The sequence below is a fragment of the Aeromonas sp. QDB25 genome, assembly GCF_027707725.1.
GTDB lineage: Bacteria > Pseudomonadota > Gammaproteobacteria > Enterobacterales > Aeromonadaceae > Aeromonas > Aeromonas caviae.
Genome location: NZ_JAPCIZ010000008.1, coordinates 12,709 through 27,129 on the forward strand (window position 1 = coordinate 12,709; position 14,421 = coordinate 27,129).

The 14,421-nt window shown below is 61.8% G+C and carries 16 protein-coding genes; all 16 read right to left on the reverse strand.

Going from position 1 to position 14,421, the window contains the following annotated elements; all coding sequences use genetic code 11:
- Window positions 1-2 precede the first annotated feature (2 nt).
- A complete protein-coding gene (locus tag PG883_RS04365; protein ID WP_010673946.1) occupies window positions 3-743 on the reverse strand; it encodes a heme ABC transporter permease in 741 nt (246 codons plus the stop codon).
- Window positions 744-909: 166 nt separating this feature from the next.
- Window positions 910-1,578 (reverse strand): heme exporter protein CcmB, encoded by a 669-nt coding sequence (gene ccmB / locus PG883_RS04370; protein ID WP_010673945.1) that lies wholly within the window; start codon window positions 1,576-1,578, stop codon window positions 910-912.
- A gap of 3 nt (window positions 1,579-1,581) precedes the next feature.
- The gene (ccmA, locus tag PG883_RS04375) at window positions 1,582-2,217 is read right to left on the reverse strand and encodes a cytochrome c biogenesis heme-transporting ATPase CcmA (RefSeq protein ID WP_039039903.1); all 636 of its coding nucleotides are present in this window, start codon (window positions 2,215-2,217) and stop codon (window positions 1,582-1,584) included.
- Window positions 2,218-2,436: 219 nt separating this feature from the next.
- The gene (locus PG883_RS04380) at window positions 2,437-2,823 is read right to left on the reverse strand and encodes a DUF2802 domain-containing protein (protein ID WP_010673943.1); all 387 of its coding nucleotides are present in this window, start codon (window positions 2,821-2,823) and stop codon (window positions 2,437-2,439) included.
- Between the two features lie 71 nt (window positions 2,824-2,894).
- Window positions 2,895-3,383, reverse strand: coding sequence for a chemotaxis protein CheW (locus PG883_RS04385; RefSeq protein WP_010673942.1), 489 nt, complete (start codon window positions 3,381-3,383; stop codon window positions 2,895-2,897).
- 69 nt (window positions 3,384-3,452) lie between these two features.
- Window positions 3,453-4,319 (reverse strand): chemotaxis protein CheW, encoded by an 867-nt coding sequence (locus PG883_RS04390; RefSeq protein WP_113979056.1) that lies wholly within the window; start codon window positions 4,317-4,319, stop codon window positions 3,453-3,455.
- Window positions 4,316-5,110: a ParA family protein gene (locus tag PG883_RS04395; RefSeq protein WP_010673940.1), complete on the reverse strand. Its 795-nt coding sequence runs from the start codon at window positions 5,108-5,110 to the stop codon at window positions 4,316-4,318. The genes PG883_RS04390 and PG883_RS04395 overlap by 4 nt, the downstream gene beginning before the upstream one ends.
- Before the next feature lie 4 nt (window positions 5,111-5,114).
- Window positions 5,115-6,023: an OmpA family protein gene (locus PG883_RS04400; RefSeq protein ID WP_043154490.1), complete on the reverse strand. Its 909-nt coding sequence runs from the start codon at window positions 6,021-6,023 to the stop codon at window positions 5,115-5,117.
- A 2-nt stretch (window positions 6,024-6,025) separates the two neighbouring features.
- A complete protein-coding gene (locus PG883_RS04405) occupies window positions 6,026-6,763 on the reverse strand; it encodes a flagellar motor protein (RefSeq protein WP_042016381.1) in 738 nt (245 codons plus the stop codon).
- A 2-nt stretch (window positions 6,764-6,765) separates the two neighbouring features.
- On the reverse strand, window positions 6,766-7,881 hold the full coding sequence (locus tag PG883_RS04410; protein WP_202015493.1) for a protein-glutamate methylesterase/protein-glutamine glutaminase: 1,116 nt from the start codon (window positions 7,879-7,881) through the stop codon (window positions 6,766-6,768).
- Window positions 7,882-7,912: 31 nt separating this feature from the next.
- Window positions 7,913-10,069, reverse strand: coding sequence for a chemotaxis protein CheA (locus PG883_RS04415; protein WP_045525211.1), 2,157 nt, complete (start codon window positions 10,067-10,069; stop codon window positions 7,913-7,915).
- A gap of 11 nt (window positions 10,070-10,080) precedes the next feature.
- Window positions 10,081-10,821 (reverse strand): protein phosphatase CheZ, encoded by a 741-nt coding sequence (locus PG883_RS04420; protein WP_041212633.1) that lies wholly within the window; start codon window positions 10,819-10,821, stop codon window positions 10,081-10,083.
- 12 nt (window positions 10,822-10,833) lie between these two features.
- Window positions 10,834-11,205, reverse strand: coding sequence for a chemotaxis response regulator CheY (gene cheY, locus PG883_RS04425; protein ID WP_425278782.1), 372 nt, complete (start codon window positions 11,203-11,205; stop codon window positions 10,834-10,836).
- A 122-nt stretch (window positions 11,206-11,327) separates the two neighbouring features.
- Window positions 11,328-12,047, reverse strand: a complete 720-nt coding sequence (locus tag PG883_RS04430) for an RNA polymerase sigma factor FliA (RefSeq protein ID WP_041212632.1) — start codon at window positions 12,045-12,047, stop codon at window positions 11,328-11,330.
- On the reverse strand, window positions 12,040-12,915 hold the full coding sequence (locus tag PG883_RS04435; RefSeq protein ID WP_041212631.1) for a MinD/ParA family protein: 876 nt from the start codon (window positions 12,913-12,915) through the stop codon (window positions 12,040-12,042). Before PG883_RS04435 ends, PG883_RS04430 begins: the two co-directional genes overlap by 8 nt.
- Before the next feature lies 1 nt (window position 12,916).
- Window positions 12,917-14,413 carry a flagellar biosynthesis protein FlhF gene (gene flhF, locus PG883_RS04440; RefSeq protein WP_270806985.1) on the reverse strand — a complete coding sequence of 499 codons (1,497 nt, stop codon included), beginning with the start codon at window positions 14,411-14,413 and terminating at the stop codon, window positions 12,917-12,919.
- Between the last annotated feature and the right edge of the window lie 8 nt (window positions 14,414-14,421).

Genomic DNA, 14,421 nt, shown 5'->3' on the forward strand with positions numbered 1-14,421 from the left:
GCTTACTTCTCCTGCCTGGCGATGTCGGCGACCCAGGGGCGGTGCCACTCCCGCATCAGCAGCTCATTGCGAAAACGCATCAGGGTCAGGGCACCGAGAAACGCGGCGAACGCCAGGATCATGATGAGCAGCGGCCACAGCATCTCGGGGGAGATGGAGGGTTTGTCAAACTTGGTGATGGTGGCCCCCTGGTGCAGGGTGTTCCACCACTCCACCGAGTAGTGGATGATGGGCAGGTTGATCACCCCGACCAGCGCCAGGATGCCGGCGGCGCGGCCCGCCACCACCTTGTCGCTGAAGGCGTTGTAGAGGGCGATGACACCCAGATAGAGGAACAGCAGGATGAGCTCGGAGGTGAGCCGGGCATCCCACACCCACCAGGTGCCCCACATGGGTTTGCCCCAGGCGGCGCCGGTAAAGAGGGCAATGAAGGTGAAGACGGCCCCCACCGGGGCGATGGCCGCCACCGTCATGTCTGCCATGCGCAGTTGCCACACCAGGCCAATGAAGGCGGCCACCGCCATGGTGGAGTAGGCGCCCATGGAGAGGATGGCGGAAGGCACATGGATATAGATGATCCTGAAAGAGTCGCCCTGCTGGTAATCGGCGGGTGCGAAAGCCAGCCCCCAGACGGTGCCGATGATGAAGGCGAGCAGGCTTGTCACGGCAAACCAGGGCAGCAGGGTGCCGGCCAGCCCATAGGCGCGCTCGGGTTTGGCATAAGGGTGCAACCATTTCCACATAGCTCACGAAACCTTTCAGTTATTAATTTTTAAGTGGCGAGGGCTACCATACCCATGGGGGAAAAACATCATATCCCCCGAAAGCAATAAGCAGCCATCCCCTTGATCTATCTCAACTATCTCGCCCCTAACAAGGCTTCAAACGAAAATCTTTTCACCAAATCAATCAGTTGACACTCACCCGCAACGCCGCCGAGATGGCCAGGGGCGTCAGGGTCAATGCCCCCACCAGCATGGCCCCCAGGATGGCGAGCTGACCGGCATAGGGCAGTCCCATGCTCGCCGCGTCGATGGCGGACGTGGCGAAGATAAGCACCGGAATATAGAGCGGCAGCAGCAACAGGCTGAGCAGCACGCCCCCCTTGCGCAGCCCTGCGGTCAGCGCCACTCCGACCGCCCCGAGCAGGCTCAGCACCGGCGTACCGAGCGCCAGGGTGGCCACCACGGCCAGATAGGTCTTCAGCTCCAGGGAGAGCAGGATGGCGAGCAAGGGGGAGACCAGCAACAGCGGCAGACCGGTCAGCAACCAGTGAGCGATTACTTTGGCCAGGGCCAGCAACCCCAGGGGATGAGGCATCAGCATCATCTGCTCCAGGGCGCCGTCACTGAAGTCGTCACGAAACAGCCGCTCCAGGGAGAGCATGGCCGCCAGCAGGGCCGCCACCCAGATGATGCCGGGAGCGATGCGGGCCAGCAACTGGGGCTCGGGCCCGATCCCCAATGGAAACAGGGTGATGACGATGAGGAAGAACCAGAGCGGGTTGAAGATGTCGGCGCGCTGGCGCAGGGCCATCAGCAACTCGCGGTGAATAAGGTGTATGACGGCGCGCAGCATGGGCTACTCCTGCAACAGCGAGGTCAGGGAGAGGGTCTTGAGCCGCCCCTGCATCAGGGTCAGATCCTGGTGGGTCGTAAGGACCACCATGCCCCCCCTGTCCGCGTGGGCGAGGAACAACTGCTCCAGCACCCTGACCCCCTGCTTGTCGATGGCGGTGAAGGGCTCGTCCAGGATCCAGAGCGCCGGTCGCTCGCTCAGCCACAGCCTGGCCAACGCCACCCGTCGCTGCTGCCCGGCGGAGAGCTGTCCCGCGGGATAGTCTTCGAAACCGGCGAGGCCGACCTGGGCCAGCACCCGCCAGAGATCCACGCCGTCCCCGGCAGGGCCATGAAGCTTCTGGTAGAAGGAGAGATTCTCAAGGGGGGTCAGGGTCGCCTTGACGCCGGGCTGATGGCCCAGGTAAAGCAGGCTGGCGTGGTATTCATCCCGGCAATGGCGGATATTCTCCCCATTCCAGCACACCTCGCCAGCAAAGGGCTGGGAGAGGCCGGTGAGCAGGCGCAACAGGCTGGTCTTGCCCACCCCGTTGGGACCCTCAATCTGCATCAAATCCCCGGCACGCACCGCGAAGGAGAGATGTTCAAACAGGGTGCGATCTTCACGCACGCAGCTCAGATTGTTCGCTTGAAGCAGCATGGGGATGTAATCGTTGAAAATGAGGCGGCCTGCATCTTAACACAGGATCCGGAGGCGTCTTTTCAAAGATGCCAATAATCAACAGGATTTGTGGGGAAGATCGCGCCCCCACCAAAGAGATTGATGCCAAAGGATTATCCACTGTCCCGGCATCGAGAAAGAGGTGGCCACGGGTCGAACAGAAAGCGGGGAGGCACCGGCCTCCCCGCGACACATCCGTCAGCTGCGTCCCTTTCGCAAGGAAATAAGCAGCTCCGCTTCCGCCTGGGGCAACTCGCACTCGCTCATCACCTCGTCCAGATCGGCACCAAGCTCCACCATCTTGGCGGCGCGGCTGTAGAGGCGGCGCTCCGGATCCTGCAACGTCAGCTCCTGCTGGCTGTCGTGGATCTTCTGCATGGCCCCTTCTGCGGCTTGCAGACGCTGACCCATGCCGATGGCGCCCGTGTGCAGCTCCATCATCTGCTTGCGCAGACTCTCGAGCTGCCCCTGCAGCGCTTCCACCCTGGCCTCGGACTCTCGCTGGCGACGACGGTGCCCCAGGATCCCGTAAAGGGCCAGCACCAGTGCGAGCAAGGACAACCCCAAGGCTGCAAATTCAATCATCAAACCATCACCTTACCGTCACAGGGAGGCGGACAGGTGCCATCGCCCCCGTCCGCACGTTCCCGTCCCTGTTACAGGGAACCAATGTCTTCCCACTCTTCGTCGGAGAGCAGCTTGTTGAGATCCACCAGGATCAGCAGTTGGCCGTCACGGTTGCTGACGCCCTGGATGAACTTGGCGCTCTCCTCGGTGCCCACCGCCGGGGCGGCATCGATCTCGGAGGAGCGCAGATAGACCACCTCGGCCACGCTGTCCACCATGATGCCGATCACCTGCTTCTCCGCCTCGATGATGACGATGCGGGAGTTCTCGCTCACGTCCCCGGCCGGCAGGCCGAAACGGGAGCGGGTATCGATGACGGTCACCACGTTGCCACGCAGGTTGATGATACCCAGCACGTAGTCAGGTGCACCCGGGACCGGAGCGATCTCGGTGTAGCGCAACACTTCCTGAACCTGCATCACGTTGATGCCATAGGTCTCGTTTTCCAACTGGAAGGTCACCCACTGCAGCACTTCGTCTTCGGCCAGATTCTGTGCAATATTGCGCTTCTCTGTCATCTTCTTGATCCTTGTATGAACCCGTCAACGGGTAAAATTAGCAATAAAACCATGGCGATGCCGATGTTGTCAGCGGCCTTCGATGTTCACGCCCCGGCCAAGCAGCAGCAAGAGCTCCCTGACGTGCAGCAGGGCACACATCTTCTCCTTGACCATGCCGGCCAACCAGGGGCGCTTGCCCTCCTGATGGCGCCACTTCACCTGGTCCCGGTGCAGCAGTTCTGTGCCCTTCAACTGGTGACAGGCCAATCCCCAGGGTGATTCTCCCAGCATAATCAGATATTTGTAATCGTCCATCTCCAGATGCTGGCCCGGCATGACCCACTGGGCCGTGTCCACCACGTTCATCTTCTGCTCGCGGGAGGTCATGATCCCCTTGTACCAGCCCGGCTGGCCGAAGAGAGAGGTCACCTCCCCCAGTTGATGGATGCCCCCCAACTCGGTCAGAGGCACCGCAAACGTCACCCCGGCCACGTCGAAGAAGAGCGCCTGAAACTCGTTGCCGGTATCCAGGTTCTCCCAGGTCGACGGTGCGGGCGCCGCCTCGAGGACGGGCGCGGGTTCTGCCACCACGAGGGCGACGGGCTCGACCTCCTCCACCACGGCTTCCACCACCGGCTCTGCCAGAGCGACCAGAGGCTCACTGTCAACCACCTCCGCCTCGAGCTGGAATGGCTCGACATGCACCTCTTCGTGGCTCAGGGCATCCATCTCGAACTGGACCTGTCCCACCTGGGCAAGCAGCTCGCTCAGCTGGGCCAGTCGGGTATCGGCTTCAAGATAGGGGGTGCCAGCCACCTCCGGCACGGCGACGGTCTGACGTTGCAACGCAGGGGTCGGTGCTTCGTCTTCGGGATCTTCCCGCAGCAGGGCATCGTCCAGCAGCAGGGAGTGGAAATAGTCGTCCATGGCCCGAACCTGGGTGGTCTCTCTCACGGCATCACCTCCTGGGTCCGTTGACGCTCCAGCGCGTCGAGATGGTTGAGCAGGGTCTCATAGGCATAGGTGCCCCGGCTGCCCGGTGCATAGATGGAGGGAGGAATGTGCACCAGACTGGCATCCCTGAATTTGGTGTCGATGGGAATGACCGCATTCCACACCGCCTCCCCATACTGCTCCTTGATGGACTGCAATGTCATCAGGGAGGCGCGGGTACGCTTGTCAAACATGGTCGGAATGATGGTGTAGCGGAACTTCTCCCGCTTGGAGCGCTGCATGATCTCGAAGGTCTTCATCATCCGCTCCAGCCCCTTGAGGGCCAGGAATTCGGTCTGTACCGGCACCAGGATGCGATCGCAGGCCGCCAGCGCGTTCACCATCATGACCCCCAGCACCGGCGGGCAGTCGATGAGCACGTAGTCGAACTGATCCTGCACCCGCAGCAGAGCGCGCTTGAGCACCAGCCCCATTCCTTCCCGGTTGCCCATCACCCGATCCAGCGTGGCCAGGGTAATCGAGGCGGGCAGCAGGCTGATGTTCTCGAATCGGGTCTTGAGGGTCATCCGGTTGACCAGCTCGGCGCTGGGTTTGGCCGCCTGGAACAACTCGTACAGGGTGCCTTCCAGCCTGTCCGAGTCGAAATCGAGATAGGAGGTCAGGGAGGCGTGGGGGTCGGTGTCGATCAGCAGTACCCGCTGGCCACGCTGGGCCAGAATGCCCGCCAGGGAGACGACCGTGGTGGTTTTACCGACTCCACCTTTCTGATTGGCAACCGTCCAAACAATCACTGTATCAATCCTGCCTTGTTGTTATGCGTATGCCCCCACCGGGCAGCGCGATCACCCTGATCTTTTCACTGTCGACACTCTGCGGTGCGTCCTGCACCGGTGCCACCGTCAGCGGTTTGACGGGGGCTGGCGGCACCCAGGCGAACCTGGATATGGCGACCACCACCTTGCGATTCTGTAATCGTCCCTGCTCGGTGCCATTGTCGACGAAGGGGGAAAACTCTCCGTACGCCTCGTAGGCGAGCCGACCGGGAGCCACCCCCTTGCCCACCAGGGCATTGAGCACTGCCTCGGCACGGGCCGCTGACAATGTCCAGTTGGAGCGGAAAATTTCGTTGTTTATCGGTTGGTTATCCGTGTAGCCCCGCACCCTGACATAGTTATCGACCGGTTTGAGAATACCTGAAAGCGTATCGAGCACGGGTGCGGCATTGCTCCCCAGAAAAGCGCTGCCACTGTTGAACAGGAGACCTGAACTCAGCTCCACCGTCAGCCAGTTGTCATCCTGCGCAAGCTTCACCACCCCTGCATCGACCAGGGCGCCCATGGACTCCTGGATCTGCATGTCGATCTGCGCAAGAGCCGTGCCATCTTGCGAGACGGGCGTGCCCGTGATGGGTGCCCGCGAGGGGGACGCAGAGGCCTGGCTCTCCAGCAGGCTGGGGGCGGCCGAGACCGGGTTGTCCAACAAGGAATTGCCCCGCCCTTCCAGCAGACCATCGCTGCGCGGCGCCTGGTTGAAGGCCTGAGTCATGCCCTCGATGACGGCGCGGTACTCCTCCTTGTTGACGATGGCAACGGAGTAGAGCACCACGAAAAGGGCGAAGATGAGCGTCATGTAATCGGCATAGGAGACCAGCCAGCGATCGAGATGCTCTCGCCCTTGCAGGTGCAAACGATAGCGCTTGCGCATGGCTACTCCCCTTTCAGATAAGCCCGTAACCGCCTTTCAACCTGCGGGCCGTTCTCCCCGTGGGCGATGGCCAGAAGCCCCTCCAGGGTCATCTCCTGATAGAGGCCGTAATGGTAGTGGAAGGCGCGCAACCGATTCGCAATTGGAAGATAGAGCAAGTTGGCAAAGCCCACCCCGTAGATGGTGGCGACGAAGGCCACGGCAATGCCCGCCCCCAGGGTGCCTGGCTCCTCCAGATGAAACATGGCCTGGATGAGGCCAATCACGGCCCCGATGATGCCGATGGTGGGGCTGTACCCCCCCATGGACTCGAACACCCTGGCCGAGTGCTCGTTGCGCTCCTGCTCGATGTCGATATCCGCCTCCAACAGGCTGCGAATATCCTCGATGGAGACGCCATCCACAATCATGGAAAGCCCCTGGCGGGTGAAGGGATCGGGCTCGGCCTCGGCCTGGTTTTCCAGCGCCAGCAAGCCTTGCTGGCGGGCGAACTGAGCCCACGCCTTCAGGCGCTCGGCCTGCTCCGCAAGATCCAGCTGCGGCGGAAACAGCATCCAGGTAGCCTGCCTCAGGGCACTGAGCAGGTACCTGCGGGGAGTCTGCAAGATCACCGCCCCCCAGGTTCCCCCGACGACGATGACAAAGGCCGGGCCATCCAGCAGGGTCAGCAGGCTCCCGCCATGCCACCACTGGGCGATGGCGACGGCCCCCAGCGCCAGCACCAGGCCGAGCATGCCCATGGTCAGCGGCCCAACTCGACCAGAATGCGCTGGGCCACCCGATCCAGCGGCAGGGATTCGCTTGCTATGCCCGCCTTGGCAACGGCCTGGGGCATGCCATAGACCACACAGGAGGCTTCATCCTGCGCCCAGATGGTCGCCCCCTGCTCCTTGAGCAGACGGGCACCGTCGCGGCCATCCGCGCCCATGCCGGTCAGGACGATGGCCAGCACCTTGTCGCCATAGGTCTTGGCGGCGGAGGCGAAGGTGATGTCCACACAGGGTTTGTAGTTGACCTTGTCATTGCCATCGATGATGCGAAGACGGGCACCGGGCCCGCGCCCTTCCAGCAGCATCTGCTTGCCACCGGGGGCAAGATAGGCCTGACCCGGCTTGAGCACGTCGCCATCCTGCGCCTCCTTGACCCCTATCTGGCACAGCCCGTTGAGGCGGGCGGCAAAGGCAGCGGTGAAGGTGGCCGGCATGTGCTGGATCAGCAGAATGGGATGAGGGAAATCCCCCGGCAGCTTGGTCAGCACGTTCTGCAGTGCCACAGGCCCGCCGGTGGAGGTACCGATGGCAACCAGCTGGTAACTCTTGCCACTGCGCTTGAACGCGGCGGGAGCCGCCGCTGCTCGCGCAGGCTCGGGCTGGCGTTCGGCCAAGGGACGATTCAGGGCCCCCGTGACGGCGGACCGTACGGCAGGCTCGGGGGCACGGGGCCGGGTCGCCATCAGGAAGCGTTTGCGAGCGATCTCCTTGACCCGCTGCTGCAGCAGGTTGACGGCTTCGTCCTTGTCCCGGGCGATGTCTTCAAACTTCTTGGGCAGAAAATCGAGGGCGCCCGCATCCAGCGCATCCAGGGTTGCCTTGGCTCCCTCGTGGGTCAGGGAGGAGAACATCAGGATGGGGGTCGGACACTTGGCCATGATCTCGCGCACAGCGCTGATGCCGTCGAGCACCGGCATTTCAATGTCCATGGTAATGACGTCGGGCCGCAACTGCTGCGCCTTGTCTACCGCCTCCCGCCCGTTCTGGGCCGTGTCGATCACCGTCATCAGGGGATCCTGATTGATGATTTCGCTGACCCGGCGGCGGAAGAAACTCGAATCGTCGACCACTAATACCTTGACTGCCATTGTTATTCTTTTAACTCCTTGAGCCTGGCGCTCAGTGGCGACGGGCATAGGCCTTGAGCAGGCTGGGTACATCCAGAATGAGGGCGATGCCGCCGTCGCTGGTAATGGTAGCGCCGGCCATGCCGGGGGTACCTTGCAGCAGGTTGTCCAGGGGCTTTATCACCACCTCTTCCTGACCGATGAGGTTGTCTACCACGAAGCCAACCTGCTGGGTGCCGATCTGGACGATGACCACGTGGCCCTGGTCCTGGCGGGCCGTCTTGCCGGCACCGCGTACCAGCCACTTGTGCAGGTAGAACAGCGGAATCGCCTTGTCACGGACGATGATGGTGAGCTGGCCATCCACCACGTTGGCCTTTTTCAGATCCAGGTGGAAAATCTCATTCACGCAACCGAGGGGCAGGGCGAAGGTCTGTTGACCCACCTCCACCATCAGGGTCGGCAGAATGGCCAGGGTCAGGGGAACCTTGATCTCGAGACGGGTGCCCTTGCCCCAGGTGGAATCGATGTGCACCGAGCCATTGAGGCTGACGATGCTGGTCTTCACCACGTCCATGCCCACTCCACGGCCGGAGATGTCGGAGATCTCCGACTTGGTGGAGAAGCCGGGGGCGAAGATCAGGTTGTAAGCATCGTTGTCGCTCATGCGCGCCGCGCTGTCAGCATCGAGCACGCCACGGCTGATGGCGATGGACTTGAGCTTCTCCGGGTCCATCCCTGCGCCGTCATCCTCGATGCAGAGCAGAATGTGGTCCCCTTGCTGGGAGGCGCTCAGGGTGATGGTGCCCTGACGGGGCTTGCCCGCCTTCTCGCGCACGTCCGGCATCTCGACGCCATGGTCGCAAGAGTTGCGCACCAGGTGAACCAGGGGGTCGGCCAGGGCCTCCACCAGGTTCTTGTCCAGATCCGTGTCCTCACCCACCATCACCAGCTCGATCTCCTTCTTGAGGGTACGAGCCAGATCGCGCACCACGCGCGGGAAGCGGCCGAATACTTTCTTGATAGGCTGCATGCGGGTCTTCATGACCGCGCCCTGCAGATCGGCGGTCACGACGTCGAGGTTCGCGACAGCCTTGGACATCTCTTCGTCATTGCTGGCGATGCCGAGGCTCACCAGGCGGTTTCTCACCAGCACCAGTTCGCCCACCATGTTCATGATGACGTCCAGGGTCTTGGTATCCACCCGCACCGTGGTATCGCTCTGTACCGCGCTGCTCTCGGCGGGAGCGGCCTGCTTGGCAGGGGCGGCCTTGGCTGGCGCTGGGGGCTCTGCCGGCGCGGGTTTGGCGGCCACCGGCGCCTTGGGCGGCGTCACCGGGGCTGCGGGGGCAGCGGGTGCCGGGGCCTTGGGTTCGGGAGCGGGCGCTGGAGCAGACGCCAGACTGTGCTGCGGCGCCTGGCCACGGCCGTGCAGTTCATCCAGCAGGCGCTCGAACTCATCGTCGTCGATGAGCTCGTCCACCTCTTTCTGGACCGACTGCAGGGGGGCCAGATCGGGGGCACCACCGTGCTGGCCCTGACCATGGAGCTGGTCGAGCAGGGCTTCGAATTCGTCGTCTGTGATGTCACCTGAACCGCTCAGCACGGGGGCGGCAGAGACCGTCGGCGCTTTGCCGACACCGTGCAGCTCATCGAGCAGGCGTTCAAATTCGTCGGCGGAGATCTCGTCGATGGAGCCACCGCCATTGACGGCGACAGGCGCCACCTCGGCGATGACCTCGGGTTCTGGTGCGGGTTCGGGCTCAGGCTCGGGTGCTGGCTGGGCCGCCACGCTGGCGGTACGCAGCTGCTCCTGCCCTTCCGGCTTGCACAGCTCGTGCAGATCGTGCAGCAGATCGGGAGAAGCGGGGCTTATCTCTTCGCGGTTCTGGACCTGGGCAAACATGACGTTGATGGCATCCAGCGCCTGCAAGATGACATCCATCAGCTCGGCACTGAGGGTCCGCTTGCCGTTGCGCAGCATGTCGAACAGGTTCTCGGCACCGTGACAGACATCCACCAGTTCGGTGAGGGAGAGGAAGCCCGCTCCCCCCTTGACGGTGTGGAAGCCGCGGAAGATGGCGTTCAACAGGTTCTTGTCATCGGGCCGCTTTTCCAAGTCGACCAGTTGTTCAGACAACTGTTCCAATATTTCTGATGCTTCGACCAAAAAGTCTTGCAGTATGTCTTCATCAACTTCGAAGGCCATGCGTCACTCCATTAGAATCCCAGGCTAGACAGCAGATCGTCCACATCATCTTGACCATTGACCACATCTGAGCGGGTCTGCGGGTTCATGATGGGGCCTTCCGCCTCGATGCCGCTCACTGGCAGGCTACGTGCCGAATTGTCGCTAACGCCCTCACCGAACATGGTCAGCATCTCTATCAACTTCGTTTCAACTTCCTGCACCAGTTTGATCACCTTGCGGATCATCTGACCGGTCAGGTCCTGGAAATCCTGAGCCATCAGAATTTCCGTCAGCAGTTGTCGTAACTTATCGGCATCCGTCTCAGAAGCCTTAATAAAATCATTCAGTTGATGGCACAGCGCCTTGAATTGACCCAGCTCGAGATCCCGGCTCATCAGGGCATTCCAGTTGGGCATGACCAGCTGAATGTTGTCGTTGAGTCGATCGGCGATGGGCAGACTGGCCTCGACCGCATCCATGGTGCGATTGGCCGCCTTGTCCGTCATGTCGATGACATAGCTCAGACGCTCCCGGGCATCCGGGATCTCATGGGTGGCCAGGTCGGGGATCCTGGGATCCAGGCGAAAATCCTGCAATGAATTGTGCAATTGGCGGGTCAGCTGCCCCACCTTGTCAAACAGGGCCGCCGCGTTGGGGGCGCACACATCGGCGAGGATGGTATCGGCCTGTTCAAACTCTTCCCGCTCCAGGTGGGCAACCAGCATCCTTGCCTGGTCAAGCGAGATCATGGCACTCGTTTTGGCCTTCATCCCTGCCGCTCCTTAGCCGATACGTTCAAAGATTTTGTCGAGCTTCTCTTTGAGGGTGGCAGCGGTGAACGGCTTGACGATATAGCCATTGACCCCGGCCTGGGCGGCTTCGATGATCTGCTCGCGTTTGGCTTCGGCAGTCACCATCAGAACCGGCAGGTGCTTGAGCTTGTCGTCGAGGCGAATCGCCTTGAGCAGGTCGATGCCCTGCATGCCGGGCATGTTCCAGTCGGTGACCACGAACTGGAAGTCGCCATTTTTCAGCATCGGCAACGCCGTGTTGCCATCGTCTGCTTCATGGGTATTGTTGTATCCCAGGTCACGCAGCAAGTTCTTGATAATCCGGCGCATCGTTGAAAAGTCATCGACGATGAGGATTTTCATGTTCTTGTCCAAAGTTCCTCCTAAATAGCCGCCAAGACGGCTCACTTACATGATGCAGATCGCAGGTTTTATGGTGCGGATTATGCCTTAGAGTTGTGCTCCAGTGTAGCCAGTACAACCACTTATAAATTCCAATCTCGCAAACGGGCGCGCAGCCTGTGCATGGCCTGACTATGAATCTGGCTCACCCGAGATTCACTCACACTCAATACTTCACCGATCTCGCGCAGATTCAGCTCTTCATCGTAATAAAGGGACAGCACCAGCGCCTCCCGCTCCGGCAGGCGGGCGATGTGCTCGGCCAGGGCCCCCTGGAAGCGCTCGGCCGCCAGATCGTCGAATCCTCCCTGACCGTTGCCGTCATCGGGATGACCGATGACATCTTCGCTGACACCCAGATCCTCGATGCCGATGATCTTGCCGCAGGAAACATCCTGCAGCATGGCATGGTACTCCCCGAGGGACACCCCCATATTGGCGGCCACCTCGGTGTCTCTGGCATCCCGGCCATGGGCCTGCTCCACGTTCTCGATCGCTTCTGCGATGGCACGGCTGTTGCGGTGCACCGAGCGGGGCACCCAGTCTCCGCGGCGGATCTCGTCGAGCATGGCACCACGGATGCGGATGCCGGCATAGGTTTCAAAGCTGGCGCCCTTGCTGCCGTCAAAGTTGCGGGAAGCTTCGAGCAGCCCAATCATACCTGCCTGGATCAGGTCATCCAGCAAGACACTGCTTGGCAGGCGAGCCAATAAATGCTGGGCAATCCGCTTGACCAGCGGAGCGTGTCGCTCGACCAGCACGTAGGAATCCTGATGACGCAAGTATGCTTGGGCTTTATTCACGGGAGTCTTCCTGTGTTATGACCGGCTTTTGCAACAAGTTTTCCAGGAAAAATTCGAGGTGGCCCCCCGGCTGATTCGGGATGGGCCAGCTCGCCGCCTTGTTCGCCAGGGCACGAAATGCCAGGGCGGCAGGGGATTTTGGAAACGCCTCAACTATCAGTTTCTGCTTGCGCACCGCGGCCCGCAGGTTGGTGTCGTAAGGCACGCAGGCCACCAGCTCCAGGGAGGTATCCAGGAAGCGGTCGGTGACCCGGGTCAGCTTGGCGAACAGCTCCTGTCCCTCGCGCAGGGAGCGGACCATGTTGGCCACCACCTTGAAGCGGAACACACCGTGATCCTTGGAGAGGATCTTGATGAGCGCGTAGGCATCCGTGATGGAGGTAGGTTCATCGCACACCACCACCATGATGTCCTGGGCGGCACGGGTGAAACTCAGCACCATGTCGGAAATCCCCGCCGCCGTGTCCACCAGCAACACGTCCACCTGGGTCTTCATCTCGCTGAAGGCGCGGATGAGCTCGGCATGTTGTACCGGGGAGAGCTCGACCATGGACTGAGTGCCCGAGGTGGCCGGCACTATCATCATGCCGTAGGGCCCCTCGACGATGATGTCGTCTATGGTGCACTCCCCGGCCAGCACATGGGAGAGGTTGCGATGCACCCTCAGCCCCAGCATGACGTCGACGTTGGCCAGACCAAGGTCGGCGTCCAGCACCAACACCCGCTTGCCCTGGGCGGCCATGGCTCCCGCCACGTTCAGGGTCACGTTGGTCTTGCCGACGCCCCCCTTGCCTCCGGACACGGCGATCACTTTCACTCGATTGTTTTGACGCATTTTGCGCAGACCACTCGCCTGATCCATATACATGTTACTCATAAAACTCCGAATCTTCGGATTCGCCAAAACCCGATCCCCAGAAATAGGGATCTTCTGCTTCCCGTTCCAGCGACCCCATGGCGGCACCGACCAGCAGCGCCGCGTTGGCAACTTGAATATCTTCCGGCACCCGTTGCCCGTCGGTGATGTAACTGATGGGCAGGGCGTTTTGAATGCACACGTTGATCACTTCACCCAGATTCAGGCTCTCGTCGAGCTTGGTCAGAATGCAGCCAGAGAGCGGAATGCGCCGGAAGTGATCCACCGCCTCCTGCATCACCCGTCGCTGGGAGGTGGCCGACATGACCAGATAACTGCGGATGCGCACCTTGGCATTCTTCACCAGGGTGTCGAGCTGTTCGGTCAGGCGGATATCCCGCTGACCCACCCCGGCGGTGTCGATGAGCACCAGCCGGCGATGGCGGAACTGATAGAGGGCACTGGCCAGCTCTTCGGCGTCCCGCACCTGACGCACCGGGCAACCCATGATGCGACCATAGGTCTGTAGCTGTTCGTGGGCCCCGATCCGGTAGTTGTCCGTGGTAATGAGCGCCACCTGCTCGGCGCCATACTTCATGGCAAAGCGGGCCGCCAGCTTGGCGATGGTGGTAGTCTTGCCCACCCCGGTCGGTCCGAGCAAGGCCACCGCCCCCCCCTGGCGCAGGATCTCGTCCTCGCTGATCTTGAGCTGGGCCGCCAGCACCTCGGCCAGCTGGGCCATGGCCTGATGGATCGGCATGTCTTCGGGGATGAGGCCCGCCAGCTGATCGGCGAAGGCATCGTCGAACCCCATCTTCTTGAGTTCCTTGATGAGCAGGGCGCGCATGGGTTCGCGGCGCTCCACCTCCTGCCACATCAGGCCGGAGATCTGGTGCTCCAGCAGCTTGCGGATGCTGGCCATCTCCTTGCGCATCCCCTCCATCTCCTGATCCCGCTGGGCGGACTGGGCCTGGCGCGGGGCGGCCGCAGGACGGGCCTTGGGCTTGGCGGGCTCGGGAGCGGCGCCCCACTGGCCCTGTTCGGCCAGGGTTCTGGGAGCACTGGCCGCGCCCGCCAGTCCGGCGGACTGGGTGCCGGCAGCGCCATTGGCGGGCCAGGAGGCCGAGGCTGGCTGACCGTTACCTCCGTTGCCAGACCATGATCCCGGGGCGCCATTGCCACCCGCCGGGTTGGCCGGATTGAGCTTCTGCTGGCGTGCCAGCAGGGCCGCCAGGGTATCGGCGTAGTATTCGTTCTGTTCCTTGGGTGGCGCCGACCTCGTCATCTGTTTGCCCGCAGACGAGATATTGACGCTCTCTTCATTCAACTGACGGCGAACCGGCGCGTCTTTGGGCCCCGGTACCTGGGATTGATAATCGACGGCCGCGACTATCTCCACCCCACCGGTGACCTTTTTGTTGGACATGATGACGGCATCGGGTCCGAGAGTCTCCTTGACCTCGGCCAGCGCCGTGCGCATGTCTTTGGCAAAAAACCGCTTAATCTTCACCCGTCATC

What these genes read in the sequence shown, in the direction of transcription:
- PG883_RS04365 (WP_010673946.1), bottom strand. Translation starts at nt 743, where the DNA reads ATGTGGAAATGGTTGCACCCTTATGCCAAACCCGAGCGCGCCTATGGG.
- ccmB (WP_010673945.1), bottom strand. Translation starts at nt 1,578, where the DNA reads ATGCTGCGCGCCGTCATACACCTTATTCACCGCGAGTTGCTGATGGCC.
- ccmA (WP_039039903.1), bottom strand. Translation starts at nt 2,217, where the DNA reads ATGCTGCTTCAAGCGAACAATCTGAGCTGCGTGCGTGAAGATCGCACC.
- PG883_RS04380 (WP_010673943.1), bottom strand. Translation starts at nt 2,823, where the DNA reads ATGATTGAATTTGCAGCCTTGGGGTTGTCCTTGCTCGCACTGGTGCTG.
- PG883_RS04385 (WP_010673942.1), bottom strand. Translation starts at nt 3,383, where the DNA reads ATGACAGAGAAGCGCAATATTGCACAGAATCTGGCCGAAGACGAAGTG.
- PG883_RS04400 (WP_043154490.1), bottom strand. Translation starts at nt 6,023, where the DNA reads ATGCGCAAGCGCTATCGTTTGCACCTGCAAGGGCGAGAGCATCTCGAT.
- PG883_RS04405 (WP_042016381.1), bottom strand. Translation starts at nt 6,763, where the DNA reads ATGGGCATGCTCGGCCTGGTGCTGGCGCTGGGGGCCGTCGCCATCGCC.
- PG883_RS04410 (WP_202015493.1), bottom strand. Translation starts at nt 7,881, where the DNA reads ATGGCAGTCAAGGTATTAGTGGTCGACGATTCGAGTTTCTTCCGCCGC.
- PG883_RS04415 (WP_045525211.1), bottom strand. Translation starts at nt 10,069, where the DNA reads ATGGCCTTCGAAGTTGATGAAGACATACTGCAAGACTTTTTGGTCGAA.
- PG883_RS04420 (WP_041212633.1), bottom strand. Translation starts at nt 10,821, where the DNA reads ATGAAGGCCAAAACGAGTGCCATGATCTCGCTTGACCAGGCAAGGATG.
- cheY (WP_425278782.1), bottom strand. Translation starts at nt 11,205, where the DNA reads ATGAAAATCCTCATCGTCGATGACTTTTCAACGATGCGCCGGATTATC.
- PG883_RS04435 (WP_041212631.1), bottom strand. Translation starts at nt 12,915, where the DNA reads ATGTATATGGATCAGGCGAGTGGTCTGCGCAAAATGCGTCAAAACAAT.